This is a genomic window from Pseudooceanicola aestuariicola, from assembly GCF_045763785.1.
In the GTDB taxonomy this organism is placed as follows: Bacteria; Pseudomonadota; Alphaproteobacteria; order Rhodobacterales; family Rhodobacteraceae; genus Pseudooceanicola.
Genome location: NZ_JBJGSF010000002.1, coordinates 146,246 through 162,862, shown reverse-complemented (window position 1 = coordinate 162,862; position 16,617 = coordinate 146,246). Strand labels below are relative to the sequence as shown.

The window sequence follows — 16,617 nt, the reverse complement described above, 5'->3', positions numbered from 1 at the left end:
ATCAGAGTTCGTAAGAGAGATCGATGAGGTTCGAGGCAGACATGGTCAGAAATCTTGGCTCACGCAGTGGAATCCGTCAGTTCGCGGCGCTCGGAGCCAAAGTCTAATCCGGGCGGAGAGGGGAAGTTCACTGCGGCCGCGAAGGCACCCCTGCCGCACCGCCGAAGCGGAGATTCAGGCGAGGGTAAGGCCGAAGCCCGTACCCCGCTTCCGCGGTTGGATGGCGGGCTAGGACAACCCGCCCGTTCGCGGGACCTGTTGGCAAGATCGCTGTATGCGATGCGCGTGTGAATCGGCCCAAGATCAGTCTAATCCAAACAGTGCGACCAAAAGCGCAAAGACCGGGATGTTCGCCAGCATACAAAGCAACCCATAGGTCAGGTTCCAACGCCATGTCAGGACTGTCGTCCCGATATTGCCGACCCGGTTGATCATGATCACCACCGTGGACAGCGGCGACAATAGCATCGACACGGACCAACCCATGGATATCGAAAGCGCAATCAGGGTGGGATCTGCAGGCAGAACCGCAAGCCCCCCAAAGAAACTGCCGAAGAATACGGCGGTCATGATCGGAGAGAGCCCGAACAGGCTCATCGTGGCGATGGCGGGCGGAATTGCGGATAGCAGCAGGAAATCGGGAACGCCCTGAAGCCCAAGTCCGTCCGCCACCGCCTGTGCGGGTATTAGTCCTGACGCGGCCCGACCGATAAAACCGGCGCATCCAAGTGTGACCGCCATACGTGCCGAATTTGGCAGGTTCCCGAACGCTATGCCATTCAGGCGCTGGCCCAAGGCCGACCAACGGATCTGGGCACCCTTGCCGTTCTGGACAGCAAGCCACCCGACCAGCATGACCGGACAGGCCGCCATAAGGCCAAGGATGATCGTTTCGTCGAAGATCGTGCTGACCGTGATCGCCAGCGCGAAAAGCCATCCACACGACAGCGCAAACATCGCAACGGCGTGACCGGGAAAGGATGGGCTGTGCTGACCGGGGCGCGGTTTGTAGGCGCGGAAACGGATACGGTCCTCGATCGCGCCGAAGACCATGTAGGCTAGGAATATGCACATTCCCATGATGATCCAGAGCTGTCGGTCAATGTCGGGTATCAGCTCCATCAGGGCCAAGGGGGCGACGGCCGTTGGCGACCAGATCACCGCCCAGGCAAAACCGCGCAACAGGGCCGACACCTGACGTCTTTCGCGCACCGGGTTCAACGGATCGTCCGGGGCCGTCGCCTGAATTCCGCGCTGGATCAGCGGCACAAGGAAACTGACCACCCCGAGGTTGAACAGGATCGACATAAGTCCCGTCCCACCGAACAGAGCATAAAAGCGCCGACCAGCCGGCTGCCGGGAGAGAAACTGACCCAACGCTGTGATCGAAGGAGAGGTACCCGCAGCTTCGTGCAGCAGCCCCAGAAGCATTACGAAGGCCATCAGAAAACTGGCCTGCGACAGGGCGGGGCCCAGTTCAGCGACGGGATCATCGAACCGGATCACCAGCATGACGGACAGCGCCACGCAAAGGCTAAGCATATACGCTTCGCGAAAGCGGAAACGGGGTATCGCCATCACCACGGTGATGCCCATCACACCCCATGCAGCGATCTGAAGACCCACTGCATCTGTCATGCGTGCCAGCAGTTCGCAACCCATCAAAGCCAGGATCATGCCACCCAGGATTCGATCCGCTGGAACCCGTGGCCTAGGCCCGACGTCGGTTGTTTGCGTCGTCATCATGTTCTCTTGTACCGAACGCGGAGGCGCGCGGGGCAACGCGATACGGCTTTCGTCATGATCACCGTTTTCACTTGTTGGCCTAGTTTCGCACAATAGGGGAGCATGCGGCGGGCCGGAATGCAAAGGTTGGACACCGACCAAACTTGGCCTGCGCTGCCAGAGGGCAACATCCGGGCCCGTTCGGCCCGTTTCTGCGACATGGCTCGCCCTAGGCCGACTTCATCGAAAGGTCGATGATATTGACGGGCTGCGTGACGTGGTCCGGGTTATGTGACTTGGGAATCGCGTTCAGAAGCTTGCGGGTATAGGGCGCTTGCGGTTTGGCAAACAGCTTCTCTGTCTCTCCGCTTTCGACGACCTGACCGTCTTTCATCACATAGACATGATGCGCGATCTGGCGCACCACGGCCAGGTCATGAGAGATGAACAGATACGACAGGTCCAGCTTCTTCTGCAGATCGGCCAGTAGGTCTAGCACCTGCTTTTGCACGATCACATCCAGCGCGGATACAGCTTCGTCCAGCACGACCAGGTCCGGCTCAAGCACGAGGGCACGGGCGATGGCAACGCGCTGACGTTGCCCGCCGGACAATTCCGAGGGAAGGCGGTGGATCAGTTCACGCGACAGGGCGACGGAATCCAACGCCGCCTCGACCTGTTTGCGTCGCGACGCATCCGAGCCGATGCCGTGCAGGCGCAATGGTTCGGCGATCGAGGCACCGATCGTCCATCGCTGATCCAGTGATCCGTATGGGTTCTGAAAAACAGGCTGAACCCGGCGTCGAAAATCCCTGAGGAAGCTTTTCTTCAGGTTCGTGACCTTCAGACCGTCAAACAGGATTTCACCGTCCGTCGGATCTTCGATACGCAGCAGCATCTTGGCAGTTGTCGATTTGCCGGACCCGCTTTCGCCCACAATGGCAACAGTCTGGCCGCGTGGGATCCGCAGATTCATATCATGGACCGCGACAAAGGGTTTGGCCTTGCCGAACAGTTTTGCGGCGCCGGGGTATTCCTTTCGCAGACCGACAAGTTCGACCAGAGGCTTTTTGGCAGTGCCGACTTGTTCCTGTGTTGCCGAACCGACAAGCCGCTGCGAGGCAAGGGTAGGCGCGGCTGCGATCAGGCGCCGGGTGTAGTCGGATTTGGGCGCGCGCATCACGTCTGCCGCCGTGCCACGTTCCATCATCTCACCGCGGAACAGCACCAGCGCTTCGTCGCAGCGTTCCGAGGCTAGGGCCAGATCGTGTGTGATCAGAATGACGGCAGTGCCCATTTCGGCGGTCAGTGTCTGTAGTTCATCCAGGATGACCTTCTGGACGGTCACGTCCAGCGCCGAGGTTGGTTCGTCCGCGATCAGCAGTTTGGGTCGCGAAACCAGACCCATAGCGATCAGGACACGTTGGCGCATGCCGCCCGACAGTTCGTGCGGATACTGGCGTGCGCGACGTGCGGGTTCGGGTATACCGACACGGTCCAGCATCTCGATCGCGCGGGCCATGGCGTCGGCGCGGCTGGCACCTTCGTGTACGCGCAGCACTTCGGCAATCTGCGGGCCGACGCGTTGAATAGGATTCAGGTTGGACATTGGGTCCTGTGGCACCAAACCGATGCCGCGACCGCGAATGCGGCGCATCGTGGCTTCATCTGCGCGGGCCAGATCGGTGCCGTCGAACAGGATCGTCCCCTTCGCGACGCGTCCGTTTCCAGCCAGCAGACCGTTCACTGCGGCGGCCATGGTCGATTTTCCCGATCCACTTTCACCGACAACCGCAACGGTCTGGCCGGCCCTGAGGTCAAGATCGACCCCGCGTACCGCCGATACCGGCCCTTTGGGCGTGTCAAATTCGATGTGCAGGTCGCGGATGGAAAGCAGTGGGGCGTCAGGGGAAGAGGTCACGGGGAATCTCCGGTCTGTGCGGGCGCGATGCCCTGTATCTTTCAGGGACCGGCGGGACGTTGCGTCCCGCCGGTCTGGGTCTTATTCGGCGGCTTCGGCCTGGGGCATCCAGGCTTCGGCCACATCAGTCGTCTTGATGACCTCGCCAAACGACCAGCCCATGCCGATCAGCGCGTACTTGTTGCGCTCTGGCGTAAACTCGGCCACCGCGTCCTCAACCACGAACGTGCCGTAGTCGCGCTGTCCCGCATCCCGCACCGTGGTTTCCACGCAGATGTTGGTGGTCACACCACAAACAACCAGGTTGCGGATTCCCATGGAGGTGAGAAGAGGCTCAAGTCGGGTGCCGTAGAAGGACGACGGACGTGACTTGTCGATGACCAGGTCATCCGGCCGCGGATCGAGTTCGTCGATGACTTCGATTTCCTCGGTCCCGAAGGCCAGTGTTTCGGCCTTCAAGCGGTCTTCGCCGCGTGCCCCCTTGTGCAGGCCGAAATCGACCATGCCAGGGTGATAGACGTACCGGGTAAAGATCACCGGCACACCCGCGGCGCGGGCCATGTTCACCAGCTTGATGCATCCAGGAATGGCATCCTGCAGGGGCGTGACGTCCATGCCGATCTGACCAAAGCTGTACTGGTTGTCCAGAAAAGCTTTTTGCATGTCGACAACGATTAGCGCTGTATTTTCAACAGGTACTGTCATGTGTCAGACCTCACCGGAAAACCATCATGCCATCGGGGCGCGACGACCATTCGATGTCTTTGGACACGCCGTAGATATAGCTGTCGATGAACAGCGGCGCGTAGATCGTCCGCTCGTAGTTGATCTTCGAAATCTCGGCCAGGTCTGCGGCACGGGCTTCGGGATCACCTTCGCCAACCTGTTTCGCCATCAGCTCATCGATGCGGTCGTCATAGATGTAACCTTCCTGATCTTTCGCCAGCAGCATGTAGAACGGCAGGTGTGCGTCCATCACTGACGGCGCAAAGGCAAAGATGAACAGGCCTTCAAACTTGTTGCCGAACCAGTTGCCGTAGAAGGTGTTCTGTTCCTGCGGGTCCAGTTCGGTCTGGATGCCGACCTCGTTCAGGAAGAAACCGACCGCCTGTGCCAGCTGGTCAACCTGCGGCAGACCCGTGGTGGGGTAAGAGATCTTGATCGGCGTGCCGTCATACCCGACTTCTTCCAGCAGGGCTTTGGCGCGATCCACATCCTGTTCGGTCGCTGGCAGCGAGGGGTCGAAGCCGAAAGTCACCGGTGCGATGAGCTGTGCGGTCGGGGTGGCCGCACCGTTCAGCAGACGTTCGGAAATCAGCGTACGGTCAATGGCCAGATCGACTGCCTTGCGCATGCTGGGTTCGGACAGGAAGGGCACGGTGCCGTTGAAACCAACATAGACAACGCGGTTGGCATCCTGTTCCTGAATATTGACCGAGCCCTGAGCTTCGACCGCTTCGACCTGTGCCGGTCCCAGCAGGGCGACATCCACATCACCCGACTGAACAGCCGAGGCGCGGGTGGTTTCGTCCGGGATAGGCTTGAACGTCACCTTTTCGTATTTGGCGGGTTCGCCCCAGTAGCCGTCGTAGCTTTCCAGTACGATGGCGTCACCGGCGATCCAGTCAGTGACCTGGTAAGGACCCGAGCCAACGGGCGACCGCGCGAAGGCGTCCTGGCCCATTTCCTCGTACGCTTCCTGGCACACGATCGGGATCAGCGAGACCTGGCGGTCGAACGGTGCAAAAGCCTGCTTCAGGTTGATGACGACCTCGGTGGGTGTGGTCGCCTCGACCGAGTCGACAAGACCAAGGTAACCACCGAGGCGCGATGCGCTGTCGCCGGTGGCGGTGTCGAAGGTGAACTTGACGTCGGCGCTGTCCATCGGGTTGCCATCCTGGCAGGTCATCCCTTCGTTCAGAGTGAAGGTCCAGACGTCAGCGGTTTCGTTCGCGCTCCAGCCGGAGGCAAGGTTGGGCACGACATCGCCATTGCCGTCGATCGTCGCCAGACGGTCGAAGACGTTGTAATAGACGTTCAGCGCCGGAAGGTTGGTTTCGAAAATCGGGTTCAGTGCGTCCGGCTCGCCGTATAGCGCGGCGGTGACTTCGGTCGCCTGCGCATGGGCCGCCACCGGCAGCGCGGAAAGCAGCGCCATCGCCGAAAGGGTGGATTTTAAGGATCTGTTGGTCATGTCTGTCTCTTCTTTTTTGCAGTGAGGAGTTTTGGTTTTCAGTTGCGGGACGGCTTTGCGGCCGCCAACCCCTGCCCGGCAAACTGAATGCCGCCGATCAGGCAGAAGATTACGAAGGCTGGCAGGATGGTCAGATGCGGATCGGTCTGCAGATACCGCTGACCTTCCGAAATCATCATGCCCAGCGAAGGGGTGGGAGGCTGGATGCCCAGGCCGATAAAGGACAGCGAGCTTTCGATCGCGATCACCACGCCGGTGTCGAAAGCCGCAAGGATCAGCACCTTGGGGGCAACGTTCGGCAAAAGATGGCGGGTCAGGATCCAGCTATCCGAAGCGCCAGCTGTCTGCGCGGCGATCACGAATTCCTGCTCGCGCAGACCCAAAACCATGGACCGGGTCAGGCGGCCATAGTTCACCCAGTTTGTGAGCCCCAGCAAAAGCACCAGCAACCAGGTCGAGGCGCCAAGCGCGGCGACAAGGACGATCAGCAGCAGAACCACCGGGATGGCCAACTGAACATTGCCCAGACCCATCAGAAGGGTATCGGCCCAGCCACGGTACCAGCCTGCGATCATCCCCAGAAACAAACCACAGCACGCGCTGATCGCGACCGCAGCAGAGGCAATCAGGATTGAAACCTGCGTGGCCTTTGCCAGCCGCGACAGCACATCCCTGCCCAGGGCGTCGGTGCCAAAGGGATGCGCCATGTCTTCAAAGGCCGGGGCCATAGACCCGAAAAGATCCTGTCGTAGCGGGTCGTAGCCTGACCACAGTGGGGTCAGCGCTGCGATTGCGACCGCTAAGCTCAGCATCGCGATGGCCATCATGGTTGAAATGGTCGGCAGACGGCGACGGGGACGGAAAGTGGCGGTATCGGTCATGAAAGCCTCACACGCGGATCAAGCGCCGCATAGATGAAATCGACACACAGGTTGATGATGACAAAGGCGGTCGCGATCATCAGCACGCCCGCTTGGACGACGGGAAAGTCGCGCTGGCTGACGCTATCGATGATAAGGCGGCCAAGACCCGGCCAGTTGAATACCGTCTCAAGCACCACCAGACCGCCGATCAGGACACCCAGATTGACGCCGGCGACGGTGATCACGGGCAACAGCGCATTGGGCAACATGTGGCCCAGCACTAGGCGCGAGCGGGAAATTCCCTTGGCGCGGGCGGTCCGCACCCAGTCTGCCGTGCGCATTTCGTCAAAGGCCGACCCGATCAACCGTAGGTACAGCGCAATTTCGAATGTCGCGATCGTGGCGACGGGAATGACATAGCTGGCCCAGCTGTTTCGTCCGATCGCCGGCAAAAGGTTCATCTGCACCGACAGCAACAGTACCAGAAGGATACCGAACAGGAATGGCGGGATAGACTGACGCGCCGTGGCGATCCAAAGCACAACAGTGCGAAACCGGGCAGAACCCGACACCTCGCTTGTGGTGGCCAAGGCAACGGCGGCGATGAAGCCGACCCCGAAGGAAAGCAATGCCAGTTCCAGCGTCGCGGGCATGCGTTCCCACACAACCTCTATCGCGGGCCGACCCTGACGGATCGAGTCGCCAAGTGATCCGGTCAGCGCATTGGCAACAAAGTCCAGGTACTGAGCGATCAGACTGCGGTCGAGGCCCAGGGCCTGGCGCATTCTTTCCACGTCTTCGGCAGTCGCCTGGTCAGGCAGCATCAGCCGCACAGGATCGCCTGAAAATCTGACAAGCAGAAAGACGAAGGTCAGCACCGCCAAGAGGGTTGCTGCGGCCGCGAGGACCCGGGACAAGAGGAAACGCGCCATCGTATTCTCCGGACTTCTAACATTTTCGCCTGAAAACAGGTGTCTGAAGCTTTTCGCAGCCAAAGGAACACCCGTCAGGTGATGCCTCAATGCTGCGCTTGCAACATTGGCTCTGTCAACCAAACAAATTCATTATTTGGACATTTCTAAAAAATAGTTTGATTATAGAAATTAGTGTGTCAATATTTGAACAAAGTGATTAGTTGATGGTCACGTGCCTTGAGTCGCTGCTTCGCATCATTCTCTATGGGGCGTCCGACGATCCCGTACACAAAGGATCGTTGGGCGTGCAGCGACAGGAGGTAACGAACGCAATGCAAGAAAATGCCGAACGAAAGGGCAAAGGCGCGCAGGATGAAAGTCAGCCCGCAAAGAAAAAAGCCCCACAGGGAAGTCAGACGGTCGATAAGGCTATGGGTTTGCTCAAAATCATCGCGGCATCCTCGGCGGATGGGTTGCGCCTGATGGATTTGGCAGAGCAAAGCGGCTTGGATCGCGCGACCACCTACCGCCTGGTGACCAGCCTGGCGAACCACAACTTCGTGGATCAGGATACCCTGTCCAAGCGCTATACGCTCGGTTTGGAATTCTTCGCGCTCGCCTCTGCCGCCTCGAATCGTCACGACCTGTCTGATCGAGCGCGCGAATCACTGGAACATCTTGCCGATGCGACCGGGGACACAGCGATGTATTGTCTGCGGTCCGGTCTAGACGTGATCTGCATGGACGTGCAGATGGGCAACTTTCCGGTTCGTACAATGCCGATGGACATCGGGTCCCGTAAACCGGTTGGCGCGGGCGCCACAGGCATCGCAATGCTGGCCCCCCTGCCAGATCCCGAAGTCGATGAGATCATTGCGCGGTCCGCGTCCCGGCTGGCGCGTCTGCCGGGATCGGACCCTGAAACCATCAAACGTGAAGTGCAGCTCTGTCGCGATCGGGGCTGGGCCCTGGCTGCTGACGATACGCACGGGCGGATCATGGGGCTTTCGCTTTGTCTGACGTCCCGCAATGGCCGCCCGCTTGGCACCCTGACCCTGACCGGCATTCCCGAACGATTTGCCGATGATCGCGTGGCCGGTCTGGCCGCATTGCTGCGCGAAGAGGCGCGCGCGCTTGATGAGCAACTAAACCGACTGCCGGATACAGAGCGTCACAGGACGCGTTGGTCCGGCGGGCGGGGACAACAAACCTAATTCCCGCCCTGTCACTGCGGTGAGCCACGGGGCATTCTACAGAAAGGAAGTTTTCAGAATGACTACGACGGAATTTCTTGGGGGACGCCTGCGTCTGCCTGTTATCTGTTCGCCCCTGTTCATCATCTCGGGGCCCGAGCTGGTGCTGGCCCAATGCAAGGCGGGCATCGTCGGGTCATTTCCCGCCCTGAACGCACGTCCGCCCGAACTGCTGGACGATTGGTTGGCGCAGATCACCGAAGAGCTTGCGACTTACAATGCCCGCCACCCCGAGGCCCCGGCGGCCCCATTTGCCGTCAATCAGGTCGTCAATAAGATGAGCAAGCGTCTCGATCAGGACATGGCGATCTGCGAGAAGCACAAGGTCCCGATGCTGATCACGTCGCTCGGCGCGAGAGAGGACATCAATGAGGCCGCGCATGGCTGGGGTGGAAAGGTTTTCCACGACGTCACAACGAATTTCTTTGCCCACAAGGCAATCGACAAGGGCGCCGACGGTCTGATCGCGGTTGCTGCAGGCGCCGGCGGACATGCGTCCGATGTATCGCCATTTGCCCTGATGCAGGAAATCCGCGCCTGGTGGGATGGCCCGCTTGCTTTGGCGGGGTGCATTTCGACCGGCCGGTCAATTCTGGCAGCCGAGGCCATGGGCGCCGATTTCGCCTATATCGGTTCGCCCTTCATCGCAGCGGCCGAAGCCGATGCTGCCGAGGCTTACAAACAGATGGTCGTCGACAGCGAAGCCAAGGACATCATGATGACCGATCTCTTCACCGGCCACCCCGGCAACTATCTGCGCCCTTCGATTGAACGCGCTGGGCTGGACCCCGCAAAGCTGCATCTAGAGACGAAGGAAACACTGGAATGGACGCTGAACCACAAGAAGGTAAAGCGCTGGAAGGACGTCTGGGGTGCCGGTCAGGGCATCGGGGCAGTAGATGCCGTTCGTCCCGTGTCCGAGATGGTGGATCGTTGGGTCGAAGATTACGATCAGGCCAAGTCTGGCCTTATGGGAACAAGCCCGCAGATGCGCTCGGTCGCGTAATCGACTCAAAGCATGAAAAAAGGCGCGTAGGTAACCCTGCGCGCCTTTATTTTATTGGTGTGCGTTAGGCTAATAAAAGCGCGTCCAGCACTGCGGGTTCCGTTTTGCGGCCCAGGAAGATGGCGGTCGCATGCGCCTGCAACATTTCAAGATCCGGCACTTCGGGCAGGGGACGCTGATGCGCCGCGTCGCGTTGGAACCAGGGATCATAGCTTAGCCCGTCGCGGGCCCGCCACCAGGCCGCCATCAGATGTGCTCCGCTCCAGTCGCTGTCGATATGCTGGATATAGGCTGCCCGCAGCGCCGCAAGATCTTCGCCCACGGGCAGCGGATCGTGGATCTGGTCAATCGTGAAACGGTCGCGCGGCAGGCAATCAGCAACGCGTGCGCCGGTGAACCAGGCGGTAACGGTCGCCTTTCCGGGGACCACATCGGACACGATGGCGGCCATCCTTTCGGCGAGCGGCACGGGGTCGTCGCCAAGGGCCGCTGATTGGCCCGATCCGGGAAGATCCGGAACCCAGACCAGACCCGCCAGCGTTGCGGCATGCCGCATCAGCATCTGCCCCGATCCGGGATGGCTGTGTAACAGAAGCTGCGCAGGTCCGTCGTTGGACCCGATCCGCCGCATCATCATGCCTTCGCCCGTGAAAAACATCCTGCTGCTTTGTGGCGCAAGCGCGGGCGAACGGCCCGGATGATCCAGCAGTTCACCGATGGCAGCGCCCCATGGCGCGGGGTCCGGCGGCAGGCCGATGGTCTGGGCCTGTGGGGCTACTTCGGTGACGCGGGCCAGATGAGGGAACAACAAGTCATCCTCGCGACAGATATATTTTACGTCCAGGTTCTGGGTTGCTGCGATTTTCGCTGCTGCATGGGCGTCGTAGCGGAACGCAGCCCCGTAACCCGTGGCATAGTTTGGGGTATCCGCGACACCAGCCGCCAATAGATCGGCGATGACCTGATCGTGGAATTCGATCGGTGGCGGATCAAAGCGCAGGCGGTTGGCCTCGCCATGGGCGTACCAGGGATAGAACATCAGCTGATCCCGGACGCGCGCCCAGAGGGCCGCCATGTGTTCTCCGGACCAGACCGTGTCGAACCGCGGCAGGTAAAACCGCAATTGTTCTTCTTTTTCCTGCCGGGTGAATAGCGGCAACCCGTCAACGACCACGCGCGTGCACAGTGCCGGGTGCCGAACGGCAAGTTCCAGTGCGATCTCGGCGCCGGTATGGGTGCCGTACAGGGTAGGCGCGTCAAGGTTCAGCGCAGCTATCAATGCAGCAGTCGCATCCGCCAGATCGGCGATCTCGGGTCGGGCCAGGGCGAGTGGTTCTGACTGGCCATAGCCCGGCGTGTCCGGGCAGATTACCGTGAATCTGTCGGCCAGCATCTGCGCAAGCGGCAGAACCTGCACCGAGGATCGCGGTGACAGATGTAGCAGGACGACAGCCGGGCCTTGGCCCAGAATGCGAATGTGATGCACGCGACCGGCGACGTCGACGGTGCGGCGGATGACAGGATGAATCATGAATCGGGGTCCAGTAGAGAGCGTCCGGGTGAAATCGCATCGATATCGGCGCCCCGGTCGCGACCGATAATCAAATATTGAGCACCGCTAGGATTCGCTTCGATCTAAGTGACTGCAAACGAATTCCCCCAAAACCTGCCCATTTCTAGACATTCCGCGCAGGTTAAAGATGAATTTTTCACCAACAATTTCAAATAGTGAACTAATTATGTACAAACTAGGCATTATTCGAAATCGTTATTGACGCTGGGTATGCTGCGGCGCAACATTTCCCTAAAGCGGTGCAGTGGCGCAGCGACGCGTGCCGCAAGACCCGACGCCATGCAGGTATCCACTATGTCTTTAGACTCAGAAACAGTCCCGTCCTCTGCGCAAGATGGAATGGACGATCCTGGCCTTGAAATGATCCGCGACCAGGTCAGGGCCTTTTTTCAGAACGATTTCGATGAACCTGCGATACGGGCGGCTGACCGTGCGCGCAAGATCCCGGCCGAGATACTTCAAGCCATCAAACGCTTGGGTTGGACCGGTCTGACCATCGATCAGGATTATGGTGGCTCGGGGGCGGATGTGACACACGGCGTCGTGCTGGTGGAAGAGGTTTCGCGCCGCTTCCCGTCGCTGGCGACGAACCTTGTCGGCTTCTTCATGAGCGCCCGCGCCGTAGCGGAACACGGTACCGATGATCAGAAAGCCGAGTGGCTGCCCAAAATGGCCACCGGTGAATTCACCTTCGCCTTCGGTATCTCGGAACCCGACGGCGGCACCGACGCCCTGCGCGGGCGCACCCGCGCAGAACAGATGGAAGACGGCCGATGGAAGGTTAACGGCCGCAAGCTCTATACATCTTTCGCGGCCGAGGCAGATGCCGTGCTGGTTATGGCGCGCACCTCTCCTGCGCCCGAGGACAAGCTGGCGCGCGGACTTTCCCTGATCATGACGCCCACGGATCAGCCCGGCCTGGAAGCGCGCCGTATGGAACTGATGGCGCACAGGGCCGCCTGTACCTGCGAAACATATTATGATGACGCTATTGCCCCCGCCGATGCCCTTCTGGGCCAAGAGGGGCGCGGCTTCTATCACCTGATCAAAACCTTGGACGAAGAACGTATCCTGGCCGCGGCGATGTATATCGGCATCATCCAAGGCGTTCTGGATCAGGCGCTTCAATATGCCAAGGATCGGCCCGCTTTTGGTCGCCCGATCGGGGCCTTCCAGGCCATCCAGCACCCGCTGGCAGATATTGCCACCGATCTGCACCACGCGCGCCATTTCACGATGTCCGCTGCCGCTAAAATTTCGCGCGGACAGGAATGTTCGATGGAGGCCGCCATGGCCAAGCTTTTCGCATCCGAAGCCGCGCAGCGCGCGACCGACCGCGCCATGCGCGTTCTGGGTGGGTATGGCCTGGTCGAAGAAAGCCCGATGGAGCGCCTGTTCCGCGACGCACGACTGGGTCTCTTCTCCCCGGTCTCGAACGAGATGAGCAGAAACTATATCGGCGAACGGCTGGGCCTGCCCCGATCCTACTGAAGATTTCCGACTGACTGTCGTAACGCAAGGACCAAAACAATGAACGCGATCACCGTAATCGAACCCGACAGCTATCCGTGGCTCGACTATAAAAAATATGCCTTTGCGCTTGGCAAGAAGACACCTGCAGGCCTGTTCCTGTCGGGCAAGACCGGATCGGCATATGCCGATGGTGCCGTGTCCACCAAAGGCACGATGACGGATCAGGCCAAGCTGGCCTGGGACAAGATCGAACGTGTGCTTGCGGCGGAAGGTTTCGACCTGTCGGCCATCACGCGGGTCGTCGAATACGTGCCGATCGGATCGCTGGAAGCCTATGAAGAAGCCGTCGCAGTGCGCCAAAATGTGCTTGGCGATCGCGAGGTCTGTGTCAACACGGTGCCGGTGAAGGCCCTTCTGCGTCCCGACAGCCTGATCGAGATCGAAGTGACCACCGATATCGCGGCCGAGGGTCTTTCAAAAGGCATCGTCCACCTGCCGACGATCCAGCCGCTGAAGGACGGAGAAATTGCCTATCCCGGCGACGTGGTCGGTCAGACGGCGCGTATCTTTGAAATCGCTGACGACATGCTGACCAAGATGGGTCTGGGTCTGGACCACGTGGTGCAGACGATCGACTATCTGGTCCCTGAGGTGCGCCGTGACTATCGCGCATCGGGCAAGCCACGTTTTGATGCGCTTGGACCGGTTTATCCCGGTGCGGCGGGCATCATGATGCCTGGGCTGCTGCATCCAGATGCGGTCGTGCAGTACGACATCACCGCCAGCCGCGACACCCCCGAACGCATCCGCGTGCCCGGTTGGGATCGCTACGACAACCTGTCCTATTCCGCCGGTGTAAAGGCAGGCAAGTTCATCTTCGGGTCAGGTTTCGGGCCACTGAACCCAGCGACGGACGAATGCTTCCACGATTATGACGTCGTGGCGCAGGCCGACATGATCTATGCATCGATCCAGACGATGCTGGCGGTGGCGGGGGCCAAGATGGCCGATGTCGTTCACACGCTGGAATTCGTAGAAGCGCAGACGTTGGACGAATACAAGGCTGTCGCGGACGTGCGGCGCAAGTACTTTGGCAAGACGCTGCCGGCTGCGACTGGCGTTGTCTGCGAAGGCATCTTGAAGCGTAGCTTCGTCATTGAAATCGTCCCAATCGCCCTGATCTCGGAATGAGCGGGCTGCTGACAGATCAGATCCGCGCCATGATTGGCGCGGAGCGAACCTATCCCGCGAAGGAAGAGATCGGCGGCATGGCGATCCGCTATTTCGCGATTGCCGTCGGCGACACCGACCCGCTGTACTACGACGATGAGTATGCACGTGCGCAGGGTTATCCGTCGCGCATTGCGCCGCCCACCTTCATCACGGAAAGCGGCCAGTACGCAGGTAATACACCCAATGCCCATGGATACCTTCCCCATGAATGGGATTGGCCTGCTGGTTTTCGCACCATTCGCGGTGGACAGGATTACACCTTCGCGCGGCCCGTTTTGCCCACGGACCGCATTTCCGTACGGTACCGTTTGGAAAGCATCGAGGAAAAATCCTCTCGTGACGGGCGCGGGCAACTTCTGGCAATTTCTCTGGCCGAGTTCATCGACGCCGATGGCGCAGTTGTCGCGACAAACCGCGAATTGTTCTTCCTGCAACCTTTGGCGACCAAGGGCGCGGCATGACCCTACAGACCGACATACACCTGCCGGGCGCAGATCTACCGGTCATTGAGAAAACACTGACCGCAGTGGACCTGATGGCATATGGCGCGGCGACCTGGGATTGGTATGCCTGCCATTTCAACGATGCCGCTGCGCAGGCGCTTGGTGTTGACGCCCCGTTTGTAGACGGCCAGATGTGGGGCGCCTGGTTTGGCCGCCAGCTGCGCGCCCATTGCGGACCCCAGGCCTTTGTCCAGTCGATGAAGCTGCGCTATCACGCCATGTGTTTCGCCGGCGACACCGTTATCTGTCGCGGTCGTGTCGAAAGCGGCGCGCCAATTTCCGCAGGCCATGTGCTGACTATCCGCCAGAGTATCGAAAAGGATGGCAAACCGGTCGCCTCGGCCGTGTCGATGGTCCTTTTGCCCGCTGAAAATCCGTCTTCCTCACCTGCTACAGAAGGCTCTGATTCGTGAACGTAGGTCATCATCTTACTCAGGCCGCTGCGCGCTGGCCGGACAAAACCGCGATCATCTTCGAAGGCAAGCGCTACAGCTATGCCGAGTTCAATCGTTTGTCGAACCGGGCCGCGAATGCCTTTGCTGCGCAAGGGATCCGGCCCGGTGACCGTGTTGCATTCATCACCTGGAACCTGCCCGAGCAGATCGCCTGCTTCTATGGCCTGATGAAGATGGGCGCCGTGCCCGTGCCCATCAACTATCGCCTTGCGCCGAACGAGCTGAAATTCATCATTCAGAACGCCGGCGCCCGTATGGTCGTTTTTGATGACGAACTGGTAGGCCAGATTGCGCCCATTGTGCCGGATCTCGATGTACTGGGATTTGTGAATATCGGTACAGCGCGGCCGGGTTTCGCGGCCGAGTTCTATGATTTCATCGGTCCCGCTGCGGATACCGAACCGACGCTTGGCGCGGGTTGGGACGACACTGCGTTTATCATGTACACGTCGGGCACTACCGGCCTGCCGAAGGGGGTGCTTCGGTCCCACCGGGCCGAAACCATCGGCGCTATGATGATCGCGCAGGAGGTGGGCTTCCGCCACACCGACACCTGCATCCACAACAAGCCGCTATTCCACATCGCCCAGCTTCAGTTGCAGGTTCTGCCCTTCATCATGATCGGCGGAACCGCGATTATCACCCGCGGTTTCGACGTGGAAGAAACGATGAACTACGTCGTGTCGGATCGCATTACGGTGCTCCACGGTGTTCCAACGCAGCTGGTCATGATGATGCAGCAGGATTTGTCCAAATATGATCTCAGCTCTTTGCGGACTGGGTTCTTCGGCGGGCAGAACCTGAACGACGAAACCACGCGGGCGGCCATGTCGATTTTCAAAGACCGGTTCCTGAACCTATTTGGCATGACCGAAGCTCTGACCTGTACCGGTATCGATTATTTCCAGCGTCCTGATCGCATCGGATCGGTTGGCCATACACTGCCGTCTGTTCAGATGCGGATCATCAAACCGGATGCCACCGATCCGAACGACGTGGTTGCGCCCGGCGAACTGGGCCAAGTGATCATGAAGACACCAGCAGTCATGGATGGCTATCTTGGCCTGCCTGAAAAGACTGCGGCTGTTCTGAAAGACGGATGGTATTTCACGGGTGATGGCGGCAATCTGGACGACGAAGGTGGGCTATATGTGCACGGGCGGATGGATTTCACCATCAAGTCCGGCGGCGAAAACATCCACCCGTCCGAGGTCGAAAACGTCCTGTTCCGTCACCCCGCCATTTCCGACGCAGCCGTCATCGGCATGCCGGACGCCAAGTGGGGCGACATGGTGACAGCGGCTGTTGTCCGAACCGATCCAGACCTCAGCGCCGACGCGCTTGACCGCTGGTGCCGGGAAAGCCCCGACCTGGCCGATTTCAAGCGTCCGCGCAAATACTTCTTCGTGGATGAGATCCCTTCGAATTCGACCGGCAAGGTCGAACGGATCAAACTGAAGAACCACCTGATGTCGCTGCTTGAACCGCAAGCTACGTGACCGGA

The 16,617-nt window shown here is 59.8% G+C and carries 14 protein-coding genes; 7 read left to right on the top strand and 7 right to left on the bottom strand.

Annotated features, from left to right (window positions below):
• Positions 1–303: 303 nt before the first annotated feature.
• The 6 genes from ACI3GR_RS08665 to ACI3GR_RS08640 all read right to left on the bottom strand — a co-directional run bounded on the left by ACI3GR_RS08665 (position 304) and on the right by ACI3GR_RS08640 (position 7,635).
• Complete coding sequence (locus ACI3GR_RS08665) at positions 304–1,743, bottom strand: hypothetical protein (protein WP_407493798.1); 1,440 nt, start codon at positions 1,741–1,743, stop codon at positions 304–306.
• A 211-nt stretch (positions 1,744–1,954) separates the two neighbouring features.
• On the bottom strand, positions 1,955–3,646 hold the full coding sequence (locus ACI3GR_RS08660) for an ABC transporter ATP-binding protein (protein WP_407493797.1): 1,692 nt from the start codon (positions 3,644–3,646) through the stop codon (positions 1,955–1,957).
• Positions 3,647–3,727: 81 nt separating this feature from the next.
• Positions 3,728–4,351, bottom strand: a complete 624-nt coding sequence (locus ACI3GR_RS08655) for a cysteine hydrolase family protein (RefSeq protein ID WP_407493796.1) — start codon at positions 4,349–4,351, stop codon at positions 3,728–3,730.
• A gap of 10 nt (positions 4,352–4,361) precedes the next feature.
• Positions 4,362–5,840: an ABC transporter substrate-binding protein gene (locus tag ACI3GR_RS08650; protein ID WP_407493794.1), complete on the bottom strand. Its 1,479-nt coding sequence runs from the start codon at positions 5,838–5,840 to the stop codon at positions 4,362–4,364.
• A gap of 38 nt (positions 5,841–5,878) precedes the next feature.
• The gene (locus ACI3GR_RS08645; protein WP_407493793.1) at positions 5,879–6,721 is read right to left on the bottom strand and encodes an ABC transporter permease; all 843 of its coding nucleotides are present in this window, start codon (positions 6,719–6,721) and stop codon (positions 5,879–5,881) included.
• Complete coding sequence (locus ACI3GR_RS08640) at positions 6,718–7,635, bottom strand: ABC transporter permease (protein WP_407493792.1); 918 nt, start codon at positions 7,633–7,635, stop codon at positions 6,718–6,720. The genes ACI3GR_RS08645 and ACI3GR_RS08640 overlap by 4 nt, the downstream gene beginning before the upstream one ends.
• A gap of 206 nt (positions 7,636–7,841) precedes the next feature.
• Here ACI3GR_RS08640 and ACI3GR_RS08635 point away from each other — a divergent pair, with 206 nt between their 5' ends.
• Together ACI3GR_RS08635 and ACI3GR_RS08630 are read left to right on the top strand one after the other, a co-directional pair.
• Complete coding sequence (locus ACI3GR_RS08635) at positions 7,842–8,831, top strand: IclR family transcriptional regulator (protein WP_407493791.1); 990 nt, start codon at positions 7,842–7,844, stop codon at positions 8,829–8,831.
• Between the two features lie 58 nt (positions 8,832–8,889).
• Positions 8,890–9,876, top strand: coding sequence for an NAD(P)H-dependent flavin oxidoreductase (locus ACI3GR_RS08630; RefSeq protein WP_407493790.1), 987 nt, complete (start codon positions 8,890–8,892; stop codon positions 9,874–9,876).
• A gap of 64 nt (positions 9,877–9,940) precedes the next feature.
• Here the strand turns inward: ACI3GR_RS08630 and ACI3GR_RS08625 are convergent, their stop codons facing one another.
• A complete protein-coding gene (locus ACI3GR_RS08625) occupies positions 9,941–11,407 on the bottom strand; it encodes an alpha/beta fold hydrolase (RefSeq protein ID WP_407493789.1) in 1,467 nt (488 codons plus the stop codon).
• A gap of 381 nt (positions 11,408–11,788) precedes the next feature.
• Between ACI3GR_RS08625 and ACI3GR_RS08620 the strand changes: the two genes are divergently transcribed.
• From ACI3GR_RS08620 to ACI3GR_RS08600, 5 genes are read left to right on the top strand one after another with little or no spacing between them, the layout of a single operon-like run.
• Positions 11,789–12,940 carry an acyl-CoA dehydrogenase family protein gene (locus tag ACI3GR_RS08620; protein WP_407493788.1) on the top strand — a complete coding sequence of 384 codons (1,152 nt, stop codon included), beginning with the start codon at positions 11,789–11,791 and terminating at the stop codon, positions 12,938–12,940.
• 39 nt (positions 12,941–12,979) lie between these two features.
• Complete coding sequence (locus ACI3GR_RS08615; protein WP_407493787.1) at positions 12,980–14,113, top strand: Rid family hydrolase; 1,134 nt, start codon at positions 12,980–12,982, stop codon at positions 14,111–14,113.
• Complete coding sequence (locus ACI3GR_RS08610) at positions 14,110–14,616, top strand: FAS1-like dehydratase domain-containing protein (protein ID WP_407493785.1); 507 nt, start codon at positions 14,110–14,112, stop codon at positions 14,614–14,616. Before ACI3GR_RS08615 ends, ACI3GR_RS08610 begins: the two co-directional genes overlap by 4 nt.
• The gene (locus ACI3GR_RS08605; protein ID WP_407493784.1) at positions 14,613–15,071 is read left to right on the top strand and encodes a MaoC/PaaZ C-terminal domain-containing protein; all 459 of its coding nucleotides are present in this window, start codon (positions 14,613–14,615) and stop codon (positions 15,069–15,071) included. Before ACI3GR_RS08610 ends, ACI3GR_RS08605 begins: the two co-directional genes overlap by 4 nt.
• A complete protein-coding gene (locus tag ACI3GR_RS08600; protein WP_407493783.1) occupies positions 15,068–16,612 on the top strand; it encodes a class I adenylate-forming enzyme family protein in 1,545 nt (514 codons plus the stop codon). Before ACI3GR_RS08605 ends, ACI3GR_RS08600 begins: the two co-directional genes overlap by 4 nt.
• The last annotated feature ends 5 nt before the right edge of the window (positions 16,613–16,617 follow it).

What these genes read in the sequence shown, in the direction of transcription:
- ACI3GR_RS08665 (WP_407493798.1), bottom strand. Translation starts at nt 1,743, where the DNA reads ATGACGACGCAAACAACCGACGTCGGGCCTAGGCCACGGGTTCCAGCG.
- ACI3GR_RS08655 (WP_407493796.1), bottom strand. Translation starts at nt 4,351, where the DNA reads ATGACAGTACCTGTTGAAAATACAGCGCTAATCGTTGTCGACATGCAA.
- ACI3GR_RS08650 (WP_407493794.1), bottom strand. Translation starts at nt 5,840, where the DNA reads ATGACCAACAGATCCTTAAAATCCACCCTTTCGGCGATGGCGCTGCTT.
- ACI3GR_RS08645 (WP_407493793.1), bottom strand. Translation starts at nt 6,721, where the DNA reads ATGACCGATACCGCCACTTTCCGTCCCCGTCGCCGTCTGCCGACCATT.
- ACI3GR_RS08640 (WP_407493792.1), bottom strand. Translation starts at nt 7,635, where the DNA reads ATGGCGCGTTTCCTCTTGTCCCGGGTCCTCGCGGCCGCAGCAACCCTC.
- ACI3GR_RS08635 (WP_407493791.1), top strand. Translation starts at nt 7,842, where the DNA reads ATGGTCACGTGCCTTGAGTCGCTGCTTCGCATCATTCTCTATGGGGCG.
- ACI3GR_RS08630 (WP_407493790.1), top strand. Translation starts at nt 8,890, where the DNA reads ATGACTACGACGGAATTTCTTGGGGGACGCCTGCGTCTGCCTGTTATC.
- ACI3GR_RS08625 (WP_407493789.1), bottom strand. Translation starts at nt 11,407, where the DNA reads ATGATTCATCCTGTCATCCGCCGCACCGTCGACGTCGCCGGTCGCGTG.
- ACI3GR_RS08620 (WP_407493788.1), top strand. Translation starts at nt 11,789, where the DNA reads ATGGACGATCCTGGCCTTGAAATGATCCGCGACCAGGTCAGGGCCTTT.
- ACI3GR_RS08615 (WP_407493787.1), top strand. Translation starts at nt 12,980, where the DNA reads ATGAACGCGATCACCGTAATCGAACCCGACAGCTATCCGTGGCTCGAC.
- ACI3GR_RS08610 (WP_407493785.1), top strand. Translation starts at nt 14,110, where the DNA reads ATGAGCGGGCTGCTGACAGATCAGATCCGCGCCATGATTGGCGCGGAG.
- ACI3GR_RS08605 (WP_407493784.1), top strand. Translation starts at nt 14,613, where the DNA reads ATGACCCTACAGACCGACATACACCTGCCGGGCGCAGATCTACCGGTC.